Here is an 18926-nt window from a genome sequence, read left to right as displayed (position 1 = left end):
TTCAGGTGTGTGCGGTAAGGTTTTGTTCTACTTAACCAGCTTCTTCGTCATTTCCAGCAGCGTACGCACATCTTCCGGGCGCGTGTCGCCGCTGGCCTTGTCGATAATCGAGCTGTAGATATGCGGGATGATTTTGCTCACGCCCGCGTCGAGGGCGATCTGCAGGATCTCCTCATAGTTTTCCAGATCGATACCTCCGGTTGGCTCCAGCCAGAAGTCGTGACGGGCGCAGGCTTCCGCCACCGCTTTGTACTCGTCACGGCACTTCAGGCCGCCCATCGGGAAGTATTTGATGGAGCTGCCGCCGAAATCTTTCAGCAGGGCAATCGCCGTTTCAACCGGCACGATGCCGTCCGGTGCTGCGCTGCTCAGCGGACCGGTGGAGATTTTTACCATGCCGACGGTGCTGGTTGGAGAGACCAGACCGTTGACCACAGACTCATTCTGCCCCAGCAGCGCGCGGCTGGTGGCCACGCCGGTAAAGACCTGGTTGACGTGCTGCGGCTGCACCTGACGGGAGATTTCGCTCACCATCGCCGACTGGTTCGGATCCCCCGCGCCGAGGCCGACGGAGAGCGCGTTATCAATCAGTGCGGCGTATTCACGCATATCGGCAACGGCGCTCGCTACGTCCGGGTAATTTTTGGAGAGCACGCCCACCAGCACGTGGCCTTCCGCCGCCTCGTAAATGGCGCTGGCGTTAGCCTTTGAGCCGGCCAGCACGTTCAGACAGACGCGGTCACGGTAAAAGTTGGGGGTCAGTTTCATGCGTTTTTCTCCTGTCCTAATACTTCGCTAATGCGGCGGTAGACGATATTCAGCTGGTCAGCGCTCACGCTGCGCACGTCCGCCTCGATAATCCCTTCGTTGGCCTTGTAGCCACGGAAGTAAATGGCGTATTCGCCCTGTTTGAGTTTCGCCACCAGATCGCCCGTGCCGACGCCCGTTGCGGCTTCGTCGAACTTAATCTCGGTGCGCGCGATATCGCGACCGGCGCTGTCCCAGACCACGCGCGCGGTCACGCCGTTCAGGGTGTTGAGCGCCTCGATAAACGGCGTCATCTTCGCCACCATCTCGGCCCCGCTCTCTTTGGTCGCCGTCAGGTAGTGTTCGATGGCGCAGGTCAGACCAAGAATGCCCTCTTTCCCGACCTTCATCGCACGGCCAATGCCCGCAGTCTGGCGCTTCACCCACTCAACGTACTGGGTTTTGCCGATCACCAGCCCGCTGGTTGGCCCTTCAATCGCCTTCGCGCCGCTGTAGATCACCAGATCCGCGCCGGAGCGGTAGTAGGCGTGCAGATCTTCTTCTGCCGCCGCATCGACGATCAGCGGGAGATCGTGCTTGCGCGCCACGACCGCCGCCTGCTCGACGCTGAGCATGCTTTTCTGAACGCAGTGGTGCGATTTAATGTAGAGGATCGCCGCGGTGCGCGGGGTGATCGCCGCCGTCAGCTGATCGGCAGAGCATTCGTTGGCGTAGCCCGCCTCCACCAGCTTGCCGCCGCCCAGCGCCACCATGGTGCCCACCGGCGCGCCAAAGTTCACGTTGTGGCCTTTCGGCAGGACGATTTCGTTGTTCTCAATCGGGGTCACGTGCAGGTTTTCCAGCAGCCAGTCGCTGTCTTTCACCAGCACCGCCGCCACGGACTGGGCAATGCCCGCCGACGCGCAGGAGACCACCGTCGCGCCCTCCACGTCCAGCAGCTTCGCGATGTACTCCCCGGTTTTGTTAACCAGATCCTTCATCTCGAAATAGTGATTCATGCCGTCCATCGCCGCCTGCACCACTTCCGGGCGCGGCGTGGAGACGCCCAGCGCCGTCATGCGGCCAGAGGTGTTGATAACCTGCTTTAAATTATACTTCTCATAAATCGAAGGCATGTTCCGTGCTCCCTTGTTCGGTCATGTAGCCCTTGCCCGCGCGGATCGCGGCAAGCGGCACCAGAATGTGTTCAGCCTGCAGGCTGTCGTTTTCAGCGTCCGTCAGCACCGTTGGCTGGCGTTTAATCGTGAACAGCGTCAGGTCGGCGTCGAGACCCGGCTGGATGCGACCCTTGCGCGTCAGGCGCAGGCCGTCGGCGGCGTTGGCGGTCACGCAGTCAATCACCTGCGGCAGCGACATGCCGATGGCGAGGAATTTCGACATCACGCTCGCCAGCGAGCCCACCGGGCCGTTGATGCGGTTGCGGCAGTAGATATCCGAGCTGATGGTGTGCGGCAAAATGCCCATGGCGATGGCGCGTTTCGCCACCTCAAAGCTGAAGCTCGCCGTGCCGTGGCCGACGTCCAGACGCACCCCGCGCTTCAGGGCGGAGATGATGGAGGCGCGCAGCTCGCCGGAGGGCGTCAGAATGCGGTTTGGCTTGCCGTTGTAGCAGTGGGTGATGATGTCGCCCGAGCTCAGCAGCTCGGCAATTTCGTCGAGGTTCGGCGGGTTGTTGCCAATGTGCACCATCAGCGGCAAGTCGCCGTTCTCTTTCTGAATGGCTTTGGCGCGCTCCAGCGGCGTAATGCCGTTTTCACCGACCACGCTGCTGCTCATGCGCGCCTTCAGGCCGACGATAAAATCAGGGTGGCGCTTCAACGCCTGCTTCACCGCCTCGGCGTCAATATTCGCCATGTTGGCCAGCTCGTTCTGGGCAATCAGCCCCACGCGGGAGATGTTCAGCAGGGCAAAGACTTCTGTGGAAGCTTTGCGGGTGATGTCGTAGAAATCGTCCACGTCGTCGGCCCCGGTACTGCCCGCGTCCACCACGGTGGTAACGCCGGTGGCAATGCCCACGCTGTCCGGCTCGTCGTGGTAAATCGGGGAGTTCGGGTAGCAGTGAACGTGGGAGTCAATCCAGCCTGCGCTGACGAACACGTCGCCATTCAGCTCAACCGTTTTATGCGCAGGGGCATCAATGTCGCCCGTCGCGGCGATCTTTCCGTCCTGAATGGCGATATCGGTCAGGGTATCGTCGGCGAGGCGCGCACGGCGCAGGAGTAAATCAAACATGAGGATCTCCTGATAAGGCGGGCGCCGGAGCGCCCGCGGGTATTAAAGGGCGACCGGGAACAGCCAGCCCAACAGCATTGCGCCGAGGATGGCGCCACCGGTAATCGGCTTCTGCCAGATGTAGAACACCAGCGCGCCCAGCAGGGAACCGACGCCGATAGGAATGGAGGCGGTCATGGCGCTGAGGATAATCAACGGCCCGAGGAAGCGGCCGGAGGCGTTGCCCGCGCCCATCATCACGTCTGCACCGTAGGTAGAGTTGCTCTGGTTGATGGTGAACTTACGCGCCAGGATGATGACGTAGCCGATCGCCAGACCAATCACCAGGCCGGTAATCAGCGAGGCGATGAAGTTGGTCACCGGGAACATGATCCCCGCGCCCAGCAGCAGCGCCGGAACGCCGAGGCCCACGCCGGTCTGGATCGCACCGCCGATATCAAGAATACCGACCAGCGACCCTTCGATAATGCGGGCGAACAGGAAGCTTGCGCCGAACGCCGCCACCGCGCCGTAGACGCCGGTATCAATCCCCGCTTTCAGCATCGCCACGAAGGCCACTTCGTTAAACGCGCCGATACCGTAGAGGTAGTACATGTGCGTCCCGGCGAAAACGCCGGAGGAGAGCAGGCCAACGAAGATCGGGAACGACCAGTCGGCATACCAAAAACCTTTATTCTGTTCCATGTAGAGGCTCCTGTTATTTACCGCTGAGCGAGTTGTGGATCATATCGAGCCAGTTCGGCACGGTCAGATGGAAGGATTCGATCATCTTCATGTCGAAGCCGCGGAAGAAGCCGCTCAGCACGAAGAGCAGGACGATAGCCGCCATCATCACTTTGGTGACGTGGTTCCAGCCGCTCTCTTCCACGCCTTTACCGATCAGGATCCCCAGCACCAGGCCCGGTACGGCGTTGCCCATAATCAGCTGCGCCGCGCCGCCGAAGATGGTGGCCCAGAAGCCCGATTTTTTACCCGCGTCGATAGCCGCCAGCCAGAAGATCACCGGCATGACGGTGTTCACCAGTAGGTTCGCGGCAGGCACCAGTACCTTCACGGCGGTGACCTGAAGCGCGGCCGGAACGGAGGAGGCGGTCAGGTTCAGGAAGGTCACGACGATCATGCCGATCACGCCGCAGGCAATCGCCATTTTGCGGGGATCGTGCAGCGTTTCGCCGACGTTACGGTTTTTGATCATCAGTGCAGCAGCACCCCAGTTCGGGATGATGCGGTGGTCAACGTCCTGTGTGAAGGCGCCTGCAGCCACGGAAGAGGCCCAGGCGTTAAAGAAGAAACCTAACCCAAAGGAGAAGTGAGAAGCCGGATCCCCTTCGCAGGAGTTCAGTTCCCCCAACGTACGAAACGCGCCCATACCCTGAGTGGTAGGCGCATGAAACATGCGTGCAGCCCCGGCGCCAACACCGACGCCTACCAGGCCGCCGATGATGAGCGATTTTATTAATATAATTAAGAACATCAGTCTGCCCTTTTTATGAATAATCAGCGTTGCGTGACGAAATCCACCCGGTCGAGATTGATGGCGGTCACGTTGACGGTCACATCCAGCTCCACGCTGTAGGTGCGTCTCTCCCGGCGCAAAAAGAAGAACAGAAACGCTTCTTTACGCACCGCTTCTTGCGCCTGAACAACCTGCACATCCTGTGGCTCAATACGCAGTAAGATATGCGGTGAGGCTTTCATCACCGCGGCCTGAACGTGGTTGAGCGCGTCAGCAAAGGCGCGCGCTTTGGCGTCGCCTTTGCCCTTCACTCTCACCGTGGTTGTGAACTGTTCTTTCATGCTTATGCGCCGTATTTCTTCTGCCACGCCTGTACCAGACGCTCGCCCAGCTCTTCTTTATCCATAAAGCCGAAGCCCAGCACGTTGCAGCCTTCGTTGATGGCGGTCACGCCCTCATCCACGGAACGCATGCCGTATTTGGCTTTGTAGCCATATTTGGTTTGGGCGGTGATGGCACCCGCGCCGCCGCTACCGCAGAAGGAGATGCCGAAAGTGGCATTTTCCGCTTTCATCACGTCGCCGAGCTTCATGTCAGCCGCCATGCCCGGCACAACCACCGCGCGTCCGCCTGCTTTTTCCACACCGGCAGCCACTTTCTGACCTTTGCCCAGGCGATCGCCAATCACGACTGTAATCTGTTCCATGTGTTGCTCCTTAAAGGTTGTCTTTCGCGACTTCAAAGTGAACGGAGAGCAGCCAGGCCTCTTCATCAGGAAGATTGCCAAACTGCGCTACCACTTCACGGGCAAGTTGCATTGAATCTGGTGAAATTTCGTCAAACAGCTCTGCTTCTACCTCCGGCAGCGGCTCGCCGGTCACGGACCGGTGCGCCATTGCGCGCACGTGGGAGGTGAGCATCTGCTCCTGTACCGCATTGGGGATGATGTTGTTTCGGGCCAGCAGGGCATAAACCTGCTGCAGCATGGTGGTCGCGAGCTGTTCTGTTTGCTCCGCCTGTTCCCCAACGTCGTTCATTACCGCTCCGTTAATCACTGGTCTTACCCCGTTAATGGCTCTGGAATAAAACTAACGTTGGGGGGGAATTGTTTGTAGCGAGTTGTTTTCCACTTCGAAGTGGAAAGGCGAGCCGCAGCAGTGATCTGTGCCACATAAATGCGGTGAATCTGGATTAATAACGGTATTTGCGTGATGAATATCACGTATTCCAGCGGCAAAACGCGCGCCGGGGAAACGAAAACGTTCAGGCGTGGTGACGCAAAAATGTGATGGCGATAGGGTTTACTTATTACCGCGTAAAAAAAACGGGAGCCACTGGCCCCCGCTGGTTGTTTGTCAGATGCGCGATCGATTAACGATATTTCTTGTGATACGTGTTACGCGTCGCCACAAACTGGTCAGCCGCCGCCTGGGCTTCCTTCACTTTGCCTTCGTTAGCCAGCTTCAGCGCACCGTCGATCTGACCGACCAGCACGTCAAAGCCGTGGCGATAGTCTTTCATCTCTGCGCTGTCTGCCGCTTTGCTTTCCAGCTTTGGCGGGGTCGCTTTTTGCGCGTCCAGCGCCGCTTCACGCATTTTGGTCAGTGCGCCTTTCATTTCGGCCGCATTGTCCGTTTTCTGCACTATCTTCAGGTTTTGACTGAGGATGTCCATGTTGTCTTCGAGATCGGCAGCAAACGCAGAAGAGCCAAGAACCAGCGTTGAAGCCGCGACGATCGCTAACAGGTGTTTACGCATTGCTCACTTCCTTTTTTATTATTAAAACGCTTTTCGGGTATTACTGGCCGGCGATTTTCATTTCCGGCAGTAATACAGAACCACACTGTATATTGCTACGTGTTTCAATATCGTTACCGACCGTAACGATATTGCGCCACATGTCCTTCAGGTTGCCGGCGATGGTAATTTCGCTCACCGGATACTGAATTTCGCCGTTTTCGACCCAGAAGCCTGCCGCACCGCGCGAGTAGTCGCCGGTGATGCCGCTCACGCCCTGCCCCATCAGCTCGGTGACCACCAGACCGGTGCCCATCTCTTTTAGCATTTGCTCGAAGTTAAGGCCCTGACCGGCAATGCGCCAGTTGTGGATGCCGCCCGCGTGACCGGTGCTTTTTAGCCCCAGCTTGCGCGCGGAGTAGTTGGTCAGCAGCCACTGGGTCAGAATGCCGTCTTTAACGATATCGCGGCGTTCCGTGCGTACGCCTTCGCTGTCGAACGGCGTGGAGGCCAGCCCTTTCAGCAGGTGCGGGTGCTCTTCAATCGTCAGCCATTCCGGCAGGATCTGCTTGCCCAGCGAGTCGAGCAGGAAGGTCGATTTACGGTACACCGAGCCGCCCGCGATAGCGCCCACCAGATGGCCAAACAGGCCGGTCGCCACTTCATTGGCAAAGATCACCGGGGCCTTCATGGTGGAGAGTTTACGCGGCGACAGGCGCGACAGCGTGCGTTCGGCACACTCTTTACCCACCCACTCAGGAGACTGCAAATCCCCCAGCGCGCGGCCAATGGTGTAGGCGTAGTCGCGCTCCATGTCGCCGTTCTCTTCAGCGATGACGCAGCTGGAGAGCGAGTGGCGGGTAGAGCAGTAGCCCTGCAGCATGCCGTGGCTGTTGCCGAACACTTTGATGCCGTAGTGGCTATTGAAGCTGCCGCCTTCGGTATTGGTGATGCGCTTGTCAGCCTGCAATGACGCCTGCTCGGCGCGCGCGGCCAGTTCAATGGCTTCATCCGGCGTCACTTCCGCCGGGTGGAAAAGATCGAGATCCGGCGCGTCAAACGCCAGCAGCTCTTTATCCGCCACGCCTGCGTAAGGATCCGGAGAGGTATAGCGGGCAATATCCAGCGCCGCCTGCACCGTACGGGCAATGGCATCCGGGCTGAGATCGGTGGATGACGCGCTGCCTTTGCGATTCTGGTGATACACCGTGATCCCAAGCGCGCCATCGCTGTTAAATTCTACATTCTCCACTTCGCCATAGCGGGTGCTCACGCTAATGCCGGTGGTTTTGCTGACCGCCACTTCGGCGCCATCTGATTTACCTGAAGCGAGCGTCAGCGCGGTGGAGACGGCTTCTTCCAGAATCTTACGCTGCGCTTCAACTTGTGAGGTTACTTTCATCGCAAATGCCATACTGTAAGAGAGAGTTAAGTGAAGTCTAACAGAGAACCGTTTTTCAGTGCGCGTCTTAACTGGTAACATTAGCCTCTTTTTTTAAGGAGCCTGACATGACTAAGCAGCCCGAAGACTGGCTCGACGACGTTCCCGGTGATGACATCGAAGACGAAGATGATGAGATCATCTGGGTCAGTAAAAGTGAAATTAAACGTGACGCCGAAGAGTTAAAACAGCTTGGCGCAGAAATGGTAGAACTGGGTAAAAACGCGCTGGACAAGATCCCGCTCGACCAGGATCTGCGTGATGCCATTGAACTGGCACAGAAAATCAAAAAAGAAGGCCGTCGTCGCCAGCTTCAGCTTATCGGTAAAATGCTGCGTCAGCGCGACGTGGATCCGATCCGTCAGGCGCTGGACAAGCTGAAAAACCGCCACAACCAGCAGGTTGCGCTGTTCCATAAGCTGGAGCAGATCCGCGATCGTCTGATTGAACAGGGTGATGATGCAGTACCGGAAGTACTGAACCTGTGGCCGGATGCCGACCGCCAGCAGCTGCGTTCTTTGATCCGCAACGCGAAGAAAGAGAAAGAAGGGAATAAGCCGCCGAAGTCCGCGCGCCTGATTTTCCAGTATCTGCGCGAGCTGTCTGAGAACGGCGAGTAATCTCTTCCCCTCACCCCAGCCCTCTCCCCGGAGGGGCGAGGGAGAAAACACGGGAAAGTAGGCCCGGTAAGCGCTAGCGCCACCGGGCTTTTTTTTACTCTGCAGCCGCCGCTTCCGCTTTCTTCGCCAGACCGTCCAGCAGCTTCTGATGGATCCCACCGAACCCGCCGTTGCTCATCACCAGAATGTGATCGCCAGGCTGAGCGGCTTTCACCACCATATCCGCGAGCACATCCACGTCCGCACTCCAGTGCGCAGGCTGAATGCAGGCATCCGCCACTTCAGCCACCTGCCACGGAATATGCTGCGGCTGCAGCAGGAAGACTTCGTCGGCACGTCCCAGGGACGGTGCGAGGTCGTCTTTGCAAATGCCCATTTTCATGGTGTTTGAGCGCGGTTCCAGCACCGCCAGAATGCGCGCGGTACCGCCAACCTTGCCGCGTAACGCGGCAAGCGTCGCCAGAATGGCGGTCGGGTGGTGCGCGAAATCGTCATAGACCGTCACGCCATTCGCTTCGCCGCGCAGTTCCAGGCGGCGGCGGGCGTTAATGAACGAGCCGAGCGCATTAGCGGCATCCGCAGGCAGCACGCCCACGTGGCGCGCCGCAGCAATCGCCATCAGGCCGTTGTGCATGTTGTGCTCGCCCACCAGGCCCCACTTCACCTCGCCCACTTTTTCACCGTCGAGCAGCACTTCCCACTCGGAGGCATCCGCGTTGAGCTTTTTCGCCTGCCAGTGGCCCTGCTCGCCCACCAGCTCCTGCTCGCTCCAGCAGCCCATCGCCATGGTCTGCTTCAGGTTGATGTCGTTCTCCGGCAGGATGATGCGGCCCTGACCCGGAACAATGCGCACCAGATGGTGGAACTGTTTCTGAATCGCTTTCAGATCGTCAAAGATGTCCGCGTGATCGAACTCAAGGTTGTTGAGGATCAGCGTGCGCGGGCAGTAATGCACGAACTTGGAGCGCTTGTCGAAGAATGCGCAGTCGTATTCATCCGCTTCAATCACAAAGAACGGGCTGTCGCCAAGACGCGCAGAGACGTCGAAGTTACCCGGCACGCCGCCGATCACAAAGCCCGGCTTGTAGCCGCAGGCTTCGAGGATCCAGGTCGCCATGCCGGCGGTAGTGGTTTTTCCGTGGGTACCGGCCACGGCAACTACCCAGCGGTCGCGCAGCACGAAGTCATGCAGCCACTGCGGGCCGGACATGAACGGAATATTGCGTTCCAGCACCGCTTCAACGCACGGGTTACCGCGGGTCATGGCGTTGCCAATAATGATCAGATCCGGCTCGGGATCCAGCTGGCTGGCATCGTAGCCCTGAATCAGCGAGATGCCCTGTTTTTCCAGAAGCGTGCTCATCGGCGGATACACATTGGCGTCCGAACCTGTCACTTCATGGCCCAGCGAGCGCGCCAGCATTGCCAGTCCGCCCATGAAAGTGCCACAAATCCCCAATATATGAATGCGCATACGTCACTATCCTTCTTCAATGTGGCGCACATTTTACTCACATGTTAGCGGCTGTGAAACGCATTTCAGGTAAATCCGTATGTTGCTGGCGCGATTCACCTCTGCGCTACTATTTGAATATTTGTTAAGATTGTTGGGCTTTAGTCGTTTTAGTGAACATACAATCGCTCTACTCACAAAGATGCAGGGAAAGTGTTATGAAAACGTTAGGTGAATTTATTGTCGAAAAGCAGCACGAGTTCTCTCATGCTACGGGTGAACTCACTGCTTTGCTGTCGGCAATAAAGCTGGGCGCTAAGATCATCCACCGTGATATCAACAAGGCCGGTCTGGTCGATATCCTGGGTGCCAGCGGTGCCGAAAACGTTCAGGGCGAGGTTCAGCAGAAACTCGATCTGTTCGCCAATGAAAAACTGAAAGCTGCACTGCGCGCGCGCGACATCGTTGCGGGTATCGCCTCTGAAGAAGAAGATGAAATTGTTGTTTTCGAAGGGTGTGAACACGCTAAATACGTTGTTCTGATGGATCCGCTCGACGGCTCCTCCAACATCGACGTTAACGTTTCTGTCGGTACCATTTTCTCCATCTACCGCCGCGTCACGCCTGTTGGCACGCCGGTGACCGAAGAAGATTTCCTGCAGCCTGGCATTAATCAGGTTGCAGCCGGTTACGTCGTTTATGGCTCCTCCACCATGCTGGTGTATACCACCGGGTGCGGGGTTCACGCCTTTACGTACGATCCGTCACTGGGCGTTTTCTGCCTGAGCCAGGAACGCATGCGCTTCCCGGAGAAAGGCAACACCTACTCCATCAACGAAGGCAACTACATCCGCTTCCCGAACGGCGTGAAGAAGTACATCAAATTCTGTCAGGAAGAAGATAAAGCGACCCAGCGCCCTTACACGTCCCGCTATATTGGCTCTCTGGTCGCGGATTTCCACCGTAACCTGCTGAAAGGCGGTATCTACCTTTACCCAAGCACCGCCAGCCACCCGGACGGGAAGCTGCGTCTGCTGTACGAATGCAACCCGATGGCGTTCCTGGCCGAACAGGCGGGCGGCAAGGCGAGCGACGGTAAAGAGCGTATTCTGGATATCGTGCCGGAAAGCCTTCACCAGCGCCGTTCATTCTTCGTCGGCAACAACCACATGGTTGAAGACGTTGAACGTTTTATCCGTGAGTATCCGGACGCGTAATCCCACTCCCCCGGGGAGCCAGTCTGGCTCCCCGACACATTTATATATTTTACCGTATAAGTGTTTATAAAAAACACGCTTTAATATTCACCCCTGCTCCTGCATTATTTCCATAACAGTTTGACAATTATTTCCTGGAGCAGAATTGCAATGAAAAATTATTCCCGGGCTAATACCGGCATTGATTTAAACCTTATTCCTGTATTTATTGAAGTCGTCCGCTGCGGCAGTATGGCAAAAGCCTCTTTGCGCCTGGAGATGTCCCGGCCTGCGGTGAGCCTGGCGTTGAAACGCTTTAATCAACTGTTTGATGAGCCTTTATTTTCCCGCAAAGGTTTATATCTTGAGCCGACGGAAAAAGCGTTAGCCTTAACCAGTTCGCTGGAAATATTAATGGGTGATATTCACGATAATATTGCGGCGGTAAATTCCGCGAGAAATAAAACCCCGGCACAGAATGCACCGGGGCCGGGGAATATTATGCCGCAGTCTGAGCCGTTACTTTGAACGATGACATGGCTTCCATCAGCTGACGTGACTGCTCCTCAAGGGAGCGGGTCGCGGCGGAGGATTGCTGCACCAGCGCCGCATTCTGCTGCGCGGTTTCGTCCATCTGGTTCACCGCAATATTCACCTGCTCAATGCCGCGGCTCTGCTCCTGAGACGCGGTGGCAATTTCGCGCATCAGTTTGGTCATGCGCAGCACTTCTGTTGCGATCTCATCCATCGTTTCACCCGCCTGCTGGGCCAGCTCGCTGCCCTCGTTAACGTGGGTCTGCGAATCACTGATAAGCGAGCGGATCTCTTTCGCCGCGTCGGCGCTGCGGCTGGCAAGGTTGCGGACTTCACCCGCGACGACGGCAAACCCGCGTCCCTGCTCGCCCGCGCGCGCCGCTTCCACGGAGGCGTTGAGCGCCAGAATGTTGGTCTGGAAGGCAATACCGTCGATCACGCTCAGGATGTCGGCGATGCGCGCCGAGCTGCCTGAAATATCGCGCATTTTTTCAATCACGTAGCAGACCATTTCGCTGCCGTGATCGGCGGTGTCGGAAACGGACTTCGCCAGCTGGTGCGCCTGCTCGGCATTATCGGCGTTGAGCTTCACCGTCGCGGTGATCTGCTCCATGCTGGCGGCGGTCTGCTCCAGCGACGTGGCGGTAGATTCGGTGCGCTCGGCAAGATCCCGGTTCCCCGCCGTCAGCTCGCGGCTGCCGGTGTCAATTTGCGAGCTGGCATCGCGTACCCGCATAACCGAGCTCATCAGCGACTGGCGCATCTCCTCTATCGCCGCGTTGAGGCGGTTAAACTCCTGGCTCGCCGGCGCATTCAGCGTATGGGTTAAGTCCCCCGCCGCCACGTTCTCCAGCTGCGCAATGGAGGCCGACAGCGGCTTAAGCAGCATATGGCGCAGCACCAGCCAGGCGAGCACGATAATGCCCGCCGTCAGCAGCGCGGCGACGATAATCAGGATCAGCACGCGGGTTTTGCTCGCCTGCACGGCGCTCACTTCCGCCTGACCTCGCGCTTCGCTCCATTTTTGAAACGCCTGCATATCGTTATCAAACTGCTTCGCTACCGGGATCAGCGTGTTCTCCAGCAGATCGTAATAGCTGTCCGCGCTCTGGTCATTCAGGGTTTTCAGCATCGGGCCGATCCCCTGCTGGTTATACGTCGCCAGGCTGGCCGCGACTTTATCGAGGAGCTGCTGCCCCTGCTCGTCAGCCACGCCGCCGTCAATCACGCCTTTCAGCGTTTTCTGGGCCAGGGCAACTTCCTGATTGATGTTTTTTACCGCTTTGGCCGCATCGTCCAGCATGCCGATTTCCATCATCCGGACGGCCTGACCCGCCTCATTGCGGGCGCGCAGGATCAGCGTATAGCCTGAATTAAGCTGCACCATCTGCTCACCCTGAAGGTGATTAATGCGCTGCAGTGAAGAAGAACTCTGTGTGAGGGCATAAATGCCGATGCCGCTGACAATCAGCAGCAGAAGGGTCATAACGGCCAGTAAAGAGAGCAAGCCGGTACGAATCGATAGCGTTTTAAGCATGATATTATTTCCGGTAGCGAGATATTTCTGGACATAAAAGAAGAGTATCGGCCGCTACCGGTAAATGTTTAGACTTTAAGTAAATTCAGCGTGTTATCGCTCTGTTACCGATGTGTTTACACGGGTAACAGGCGAGCTTTGTCGGTTCTCCCAGAGCACCGTCAGGCCGCGCTGGAGCGCGATAAAAATAAACAGCAGAATGCCGATGGCGATCTTCGTCCACCAGGAACTGAGCGTGCCGTCGAAGTTGATATAGGTTTGTATCAGTCCCTGGATGGCCACGCCGAACAGCGTCCCCAGCACCGTTCCTACCCCGCCGCTGAGCAGCGTGCCGCCGATAACCACAGAAGCAATCGCATCCAGCTCCACGCCTACGCCTGCAAGGGCATAGCCCGCCTGGGTATACACCGAGAAGACGATACCCGCCAGCGTCGCCAGGCCTGTCGAGAGCATATAGATGCGGATGGTGGTGCTGCGGGTCGAGATCCCCATCAGGTTTGCCGACGTAGCGTTGCCGCCGATGGCGTAAACCTGATTGCCGAACCGGGTGCGGTGAGCGAGGAAGATGCCAATCACTACCACGCCCAGCATCAGCAGCCCCATTGCGCTGAGGCGACCGCCGCCGGGAATTTTCCACGCCAGGCTGGAGAGCGTGTCATACACCGGATGGTTAATCGGAATCGACTCTTCCGACACCAGATAGCTCACCCCGCGCAGGAAGAACATTCCCGCGAGGGTAATGATAAACGCCGGGATTTTTAACGCGTCGATCAGCAGCCCCATAAAAGCGCCAAACGCGCAGCCCATCGCCAGCACCAGCGGAAACGCCACCAGCGGAGAGATGCCCCAGAAGCCGATCGCCTTCGCGAGGAATACGCCCGTAAACGCGATCACCGAGCCGACGGAGAGATCGATCCCGCCGGAGAGGATCACAAAGGTCATCCCGACCGCGATGATGCCTAAAAAGGCGTTATCGGTCAGGATATTGCAGATCACGCGCGTCGAGGCAAAACCGGGGAATTGAGTGAGGCAGTAGAGATACCCCAGCACAAACACGCCCAGCGTGATCGTTAACGGTAAATTACGTTTTATCATGGCCACGGATCCCCTTAATGATGCTGACAAAGCGCGGCGACTGGACGATCAGCACGCAAAGCACGACCACCGCTTTTACCACCTGGTTGAGTTCCGGCTGGAACCCCGAAAGCAGGATCCCGGTGTTCATGCCCTGAATGATCAGCGCGCCAATCACCGAGAGCAGCAGGTTAAAACGCCCGCCCATTAGCGACCCGCCGCCGATCACCACCGCGAGGATCGCGTCCAGCTCCAGCCAGAGCCCGGCGTTGTTGGCATCGGCCCCGCGGATATCTGCCGCGACGATGACCCCGGCGATGGCGGCACACACGCCGCTCAGCACGTAGGTCAGCATCACCATCAGCCGGGTGTTGACCCCGGCGTTGCGCGCGGCGCGAATGTTGATCCCCACCGCCTCAATGAACATGCCGAGAGCCGTTTTGCGGGTGAAGAGCCAGAACACCACTAACGTGATCAGCGCAACGATCACCGGTGTCGGGAAGAACAGGAGGTTGCCGCTGCCGATCCACGCCAGGCTCGGCGAGTTGAAGGTGACAATCTGTCCGGAGGTAATCAGCTGCGCCACCCCGCGCCCGGCCACCATTAAGATAAGGGTGGCGACAAAGGGCTGAATTTTCAGCACCGCGACCAGAATGCCGTTCCATAGTCCGGCCAGCACCCCGGTGCCCAATGCCGCCAGCAGTACCACCGGCAGGCTGTGTCCGGCCACGGTCATGGAGGCAGCGGTAGCGCCGGCGATTGCCATTACCGCGCCGACGGAGAGGTCAATCCCGCCGGTGGCGATCACCAGCGTCATCCCAATCGCCAGCAGCGCCACGGGCGCAGCGCGGTTTAAAATATCGATCGGGCTGCCAAACAGGCGGCCATCCTGCACGACGATCTGGAAGAAATGCGGTGCGACAAGGCTATCTACCAGCAGCACGACCAGCAGTGCCGCAATTTGCGGCGTGCCGGTTGGCCAGCTAAAGCGGCGCTTTGACTCACCGGTTTGCGAAAGCGAACGGGACATCACGATTCACTCCTTACGCCGCGATGGCATTCATGATTGCCGGAACGGACAGCTTATCCAGCGGGATCTCTGCCACCTGTTTGCGATCGCGCATGATAATGACGCGATCGGCATAGCCCACCAGCTCTTCCAGCTCGGACGAAATAACCAGCAGGGCCAGCCCGTCCGCACAGAGCGTTTCGATAAGCCGGATAATTTCGGCGTGCGCGCCCACGTCGATACCGCGCGTCGGCTCGTCGAGGATCAGGAACTGGGGTTTGGTCAGCAGCCAGCGGGAGAGCAGCACCTTCTGCTGGTTACCGCCGGAGAGGAACTCAATCGGCTGTTCCGCGCTCGGGGTGCGGATGCCGAGCTGGCGTATAAAGCGCTCGGCGATCGCGTTTTGCTCTTTACGGGGGATCGGGCGTAGCCAGCCGCGCTGCGCCTGCAGGGCCAGGATGATATTTTCGCGCACCGAGGCGGCGGCAATAATTCCGTCCGTTTTCCGGTCTTCCGGGCAGAAGCCGACGCCCAGACACGACGCCTGATGCGGCGATCGCAGGGTTTGCGGTTTGCCTTTGATCATCGCGCTGCCGCTGTCCGCTGGCTTGATCCCGAAGATCACCTCGGCGGTTTCGGTTCGTCCTGAGCCTAACAGGCCCGCCAGTCCGACAATTTCACCGGGCCGCACTTCAAGGTTAAACGGCGAGATCACCCCTTTTTTACCGTAATCGCTGAACGCGGCGACCGGCTTCTCGCTCAGCAGCGTGCGCCCTGCGCGCTGAAGGGCGTTAGTTTCCAGCTCACGGCCCAACATCATTTTCACCAGCTCTATCTGCGGGAGCTCGCGGGTTTCGCGGCAGCCGACAAAGCTGCCGTTGCGCAGCACCGTAATGCGATCGCTCACCTCATACACCTGATCGAGGAAGTGCGTGACGAAGATCAGGCTCACGCCCCGATCGCGCAGCTGGCGCATCAGGGTAAAGAGCATCTCCACTTCCTGGGTATCGAGGCTGGCGGTGGGTTCGTCGAGGATCAGCACCTTTGCCGAGAGATCGATCGCCCGACAAATGGCGACGATCTGCTGCATCGCCACGGAAAAGCGGTTCAGCGGCTCGCGAACGTCGAGGGAGAAGCCGTACGACTCCATCAGTTGCGTGGCCCGCGCCTCCATCTCTTTGCGGCGCAGCAGGCCAAAGCGGCGTGGCTCGCGGCCAATAAACAGGTTATCCGCCACCGACATATTCGGCAGCAGGTTCACTTCCTGGTAAACCGTCCCGATCCCCAGCTGCTGGGCATGGGCGGTATTTTTTGGCGAAATGGCGTTACCTTCCAGCCAGATGGTGCCGCGATCGGCTTGATACACGCCGGTCAGAGATTTAATCAGCGTTGATTTGCCCGCGCCGTTCTCGCCCAGCAGCGCCATGATCTCACCGCGCCGCAGGCTGAAATCGACGTTATCCAGCGCCTTTACGCCAGGGAAGAATTTGCTTAAGCCCTCTGTGCGGAGGATTTCCTGGTGTTGTTCAGTGGTCATAATGTCCGCCCCTCACCCTGACCCTCTCCCCGGAGGGGAGAGGGGAATGTTCGTGCCTGTCTTTAATTTTCTGCCCAACCCGCCTTTTCCCTCTCCCCTCCGGGGAGAGGGCTAGGGTGAGGGGCGCGGCGGGGCTTAGTAGCCCATATTTTTCTTCTTCTCTAACTCTTCTTTCGCCGTATCCGGCAGGTAGAGCGTGGACTTGGTGACGGTCACCTTCTCAGGCATCGTGCCGTCTTTCTTGAATTTCTCCAGCGCGTCGAATGCCGGGCCCGCCATGTTTGGCGTAAGCTCCACGCTGGCGTTGGCTTCACCATCGATCATTGCTTTATAGATGTCAGGCACGCCGTCGATAGAGCCGGTGAGGATGTCTTTGCCCGGCTTCAGGCCCGCTTCTTTAATGGCCTGAATTGCGCCGATCGCCATATCATCGTTGTGGGCGTAAACCATGCAGATGTTCTTGCCGTTGTTTTCAGCCTTGATAAAGCTCTCCATGACCTCTTTACCCTTACTGCGGGTAAAGTCGCCGGACTGGGAGCGGATAATCTTGATGTTTGGCGCTTTGGCAATGGCCTCAGCAAACCCTTTCTTACGGTCGATGGCCACGCTGGCACCGACGGTGCCCTGCAGCTCAACGACGTTACACGGCTTGCCGTCGACCTGTTTAATCAGCCAGTCGCCAATTAACTGTCCTTCAAGCACGTTGTTGGCAGTGACGGTGGTCATATAGAGGGATTTGTCTTTGACGTCGATGGAACGGTCCAGCAGGAAGACCGGAATTTCAGCGTCTTTCGCTTCCTTCAGGACGGGTTCCCAGCCGGTCGCCACCACTGGTGCAATAAAGATGGCATCCACGCCCTGGGCGATAAAGGAGCGTACGGCTTTGATCTGATTCTCTTGTTTTTGCTGACCATCGGCGATTTTCAGGGTGATACCGCGTTTCTGAGCCTCGCTTTTCGCAACGTTGGTTTCTGCCGCACGCCAGCCGGATTCAGAGCCAACTTGCGAGAAACCTACGGTTAAGGGAGCGGCCATCGCCATAGACGACATGGCTGCCGAAACTGCTGTGACAAGAAGTAAGCGCTTCCACATATGAGCGTCCTCGTAGGGGTGTTTATTGTTGGTTAAAAGATGTTCTGCGAAATGACTATAGCCAATGAAATATGTAACGAATTGCGTTACATCACACTTCAGAAAAGTGAATAAAACGTTAATCACAAGTTTGTAATCGCTTTCATTTCACCATTAAAAATGCGGCTGAGTTTATGGATATTTCTGTCATGGAAACGGTCTGAAAAGTGGGGCTAGCGGGGAGAGAAAGCGAAAACAGGCGGAGACATTCGGCGTGAGTTGGCTATAATACCTGCCACTTGTTTACCATCCATTTTTAAGGACACCGACATGAGCTTACTCAACGTCCCTGCGGGTAAAGAACTGCCAGAAGACATCTACGTTGTTATCGAAATCCCGGCCAACGCAGATCCAATCAAATACGAAATCGACAAAGACACCGGTGCGCTGTTCGTTGACCGTTTCATGTCTACCGCAATGTTCTATCCGTGCAACTACGGCTACATCAACCACACCCTGTCTCTGGACGGTGACCCGGTTGACGTGCTGGTCCCAACGCCATACCCACTGCAGCCAGGCTCCGTCATTCGCTGCCGTCCTGTTGGCGTGCTGAAAATGACTGACGAAGCGGGTGAAGATGCGAAGCTGGTTGCGGTACCGCACACCAAGCTGAGCAAAGAGTACGATCACATTAAAGATGTGAACGACCTGCCAGAGCTGCTGAAAGCGCAGATCGCCCACTTCTTCGAGCACTACAAAGACCTCGAAAAAGGCAAATGGGTTAAGGTTGACGGCTGGGACAACGCAGAAGCGGCGAAAGCAGAAATCATCGCCTCCTTCGAACGCGCTGCTAAGAAGTAATTCTTACTGCCAGACACAAAAAACAACGCCACCTTACGGTGGCGTTGTCGTTTTTCAGTACTGGTCTCTGTCTAACCAGTTACCGCTTACAATCCGCGTTAACCCGTCGACCGGACGCTGGTAGACATACATCCACGCGCTTCCGTACGGCGTCTGGATCAACTGGCGAGCGTATTCACCGCCCCTGGTGCGCAAGGCATCAAGTTCGGCAAGTGTCGCGTTATCAATACGATAAACTTCACCCTGTACTGTTCCTTCGCCGGGAACCGCGCCTGGATAGTGGCCCAGGCTGTACAACTGGTAGTTCTCGATATTGTAATTCCCCAGTAGCTGGGCATTGGTCATCCAGTGACTGTTGCCTTGCCTGGTTCGTAAACTGCCGTAGACAAATATTCGCATT

General features: G+C 57.5%; 21 protein-coding genes. 4 read left to right on the top strand and 17 right to left on the bottom strand.

Annotated features, from left to right (window positions below):
- Window positions 1-27: 27 nt before the first annotated feature.
- From dagF to pmbA, 10 genes are all read right to left on the bottom strand, one after another.
- Window positions 28-768 (bottom strand): 2-dehydro-3-deoxy-phosphogluconate aldolase, encoded by a 741-nt coding sequence (gene dagF, locus ACR42C_RS02390; protein WP_479984697.1) that lies wholly within the window; start codon window positions 766-768, stop codon window positions 28-30.
- A complete protein-coding gene (locus ACR42C_RS02385) occupies window positions 765-1883 on the bottom strand; it encodes a DgaE family pyridoxal phosphate-dependent ammonia lyase (protein WP_479984696.1) in 1119 nt (372 codons plus the stop codon). The genes dagF and ACR42C_RS02385 overlap by 4 nt, the downstream gene beginning before the upstream one ends.
- On the bottom strand, window positions 1867-3000 hold the full coding sequence (locus ACR42C_RS02380; RefSeq protein ID WP_479984695.1) for an amidohydrolase/deacetylase family metallohydrolase: 1134 nt from the start codon (window positions 2998-3000) through the stop codon (window positions 1867-1869). Before ACR42C_RS02380 ends, ACR42C_RS02385 begins: the two co-directional genes overlap by 17 nt.
- A 42-nt stretch (window positions 3001-3042) precedes the next feature.
- The gene (locus ACR42C_RS02375; RefSeq protein WP_024907276.1) at window positions 3043-3684 is read right to left on the bottom strand and encodes a DUF4310 family protein; all 642 of its coding nucleotides are present in this window, start codon (window positions 3682-3684) and stop codon (window positions 3043-3045) included.
- Window positions 3685-3697: 13 nt separating this feature from the next.
- Window positions 3698-4474, bottom strand: coding sequence for a DUF4311 domain-containing protein (locus ACR42C_RS02370; protein ID WP_008501408.1), 777 nt, complete (start codon window positions 4472-4474; stop codon window positions 3698-3700).
- Window positions 4475-4497: 23 nt separating this feature from the next.
- Entirely contained in the window at window positions 4498-4797 is a 300-nt protein-coding gene (locus tag ACR42C_RS02365) for a DUF4312 family protein (protein ID WP_008501409.1), read from the bottom strand.
- 2 nt (window positions 4798-4799) lie between these two features.
- A complete protein-coding gene (locus tag ACR42C_RS02360) occupies window positions 4800-5162 on the bottom strand; it encodes an SFCGS family glycine-rich protein (RefSeq protein WP_006810339.1) in 363 nt (120 codons plus the stop codon).
- Between the two features lie 10 nt (window positions 5163-5172).
- Window positions 5173-5511, bottom strand: coding sequence for a glycine dehydrogenase (locus ACR42C_RS02355; RefSeq protein WP_116343574.1), 339 nt, complete (start codon window positions 5509-5511; stop codon window positions 5173-5175).
- Between the two features lie 316 nt (window positions 5512-5827).
- On the bottom strand, window positions 5828-6214 hold the full coding sequence (gene cybC / locus ACR42C_RS02350) for a cytochrome b562 (RefSeq protein WP_116343575.1): 387 nt from the start codon (window positions 6212-6214) through the stop codon (window positions 5828-5830).
- Between the two features lie 40 nt (window positions 6215-6254).
- A complete protein-coding gene (gene pmbA, locus ACR42C_RS02345) occupies window positions 6255-7607 on the bottom strand; it encodes a metalloprotease PmbA (protein WP_059354955.1) in 1353 nt (450 codons plus the stop codon).
- 95 nt (window positions 7608-7702) lie between these two features.
- Here pmbA and yjgA point away from each other — a divergent pair, with 95 nt between their 5' ends.
- On the top strand, window positions 7703-8254 hold the full coding sequence (yjgA, locus tag ACR42C_RS02340; RefSeq protein WP_116343576.1) for a ribosome biogenesis factor YjgA: 552 nt from the start codon (window positions 7703-7705) through the stop codon (window positions 8252-8254).
- A 94-nt stretch (window positions 8255-8348) separates the two neighbouring features.
- On the opposite strand, the gene mpl is transcribed toward yjgA, so the two are convergent.
- Window positions 8349-9728 (bottom strand): UDP-N-acetylmuramate:L-alanyl-gamma-D-glutamyl-meso-diaminopimelate ligase, encoded by a 1380-nt coding sequence (gene mpl / locus ACR42C_RS02335; RefSeq protein ID WP_479984694.1) that lies wholly within the window; start codon window positions 9726-9728, stop codon window positions 8349-8351.
- A gap of 197 nt (window positions 9729-9925) precedes the next feature.
- Between mpl and fbp the strand changes: the two genes are divergently transcribed.
- Both fbp and ACR42C_RS02325 read left to right on the top strand, forming a co-directional pair.
- Complete coding sequence (gene fbp, locus ACR42C_RS02330; RefSeq protein ID WP_023310178.1) at window positions 9926-10924, top strand: class 1 fructose-bisphosphatase; 999 nt, start codon at window positions 9926-9928, stop codon at window positions 10922-10924.
- A gap of 150 nt (window positions 10925-11074) precedes the next feature.
- Window positions 11075-11431, top strand: a complete 357-nt coding sequence (locus ACR42C_RS02325; protein ID WP_320720151.1) for a helix-turn-helix domain-containing protein — start codon at window positions 11075-11077, stop codon at window positions 11429-11431.
- Here the strand turns inward: ACR42C_RS02325 and ACR42C_RS02320 are convergent.
- The 5 genes from ACR42C_RS02320 to ytfQ all read right to left on the bottom strand — a co-directional run bounded on the left by ACR42C_RS02320 (window position 11403) and on the right by ytfQ (window position 17686).
- Entirely contained in the window at window positions 11403-12974 is a 1572-nt protein-coding gene (locus tag ACR42C_RS02320; RefSeq protein ID WP_316379796.1) for a methyl-accepting chemotaxis protein, read from the bottom strand. The genes ACR42C_RS02325 and ACR42C_RS02320 overlap by 29 nt on opposite strands.
- A 93-nt stretch (window positions 12975-13067) precedes the next feature.
- Entirely contained in the window at window positions 13068-14069 is a 1002-nt protein-coding gene (gene yjfF, locus ACR42C_RS02315) for a galactofuranose ABC transporter, permease protein YjfF (RefSeq protein WP_166709927.1), read from the bottom strand.
- Complete coding sequence (ytfT, locus tag ACR42C_RS02310) at window positions 14056-15081, bottom strand: galactofuranose ABC transporter, ATP-binding protein YtfT (protein ID WP_162874996.1); 1026 nt, start codon at window positions 15079-15081, stop codon at window positions 14056-14058. Before ytfT ends, yjfF begins: the two co-directional genes overlap by 14 nt.
- 10 nt (window positions 15082-15091) lie before the next feature.
- Window positions 15092-16594 carry a galactofuranose ABC transporter, ATP-binding protein YtfR gene (ytfR, locus tag ACR42C_RS02305; RefSeq protein ID WP_233003414.1) on the bottom strand — a complete coding sequence of 501 codons (1503 nt, stop codon included), beginning with the start codon at window positions 16592-16594 and terminating at the stop codon, window positions 15092-15094.
- 135 nt (window positions 16595-16729) lie between these two features.
- Window positions 16730-17686 carry a galactofuranose ABC transporter substrate-binding protein YtfQ gene (gene ytfQ / locus ACR42C_RS02300; protein ID WP_021240696.1) on the bottom strand — a complete coding sequence of 319 codons (957 nt, stop codon included), beginning with the start codon at window positions 17684-17686 and terminating at the stop codon, window positions 16730-16732.
- A 309-nt stretch (window positions 17687-17995) separates the two neighbouring features.
- Between ytfQ and ppa the strand changes: the two genes are divergently transcribed.
- Window positions 17996-18526 carry an inorganic diphosphatase gene (gene ppa / locus ACR42C_RS02295; RefSeq protein ID WP_041911466.1) on the top strand — a complete coding sequence of 177 codons (531 nt, stop codon included), beginning with the start codon at window positions 17996-17998 and terminating at the stop codon, window positions 18524-18526.
- A 54-nt stretch (window positions 18527-18580) separates the two neighbouring features.
- Here the strand turns inward: ppa and ACR42C_RS02290 are convergent, their stop codons facing one another.
- A complete protein-coding gene (locus ACR42C_RS02290; protein ID WP_008501424.1) occupies window positions 18581-18925 on the bottom strand; it encodes a gamma-glutamylcyclotransferase family protein in 345 nt (114 codons plus the stop codon).
- Window position 18926 lies beyond the last annotated feature (1 nt).

The sequence above is a fragment of the Enterobacter sp. MG-EB028 genome (genome assembly GCF_056673305.1).
The sequence above is the reverse complement of the archived record's forward strand: the minus strand, read 5'-3'. Positions and strand labels throughout refer to the sequence as shown.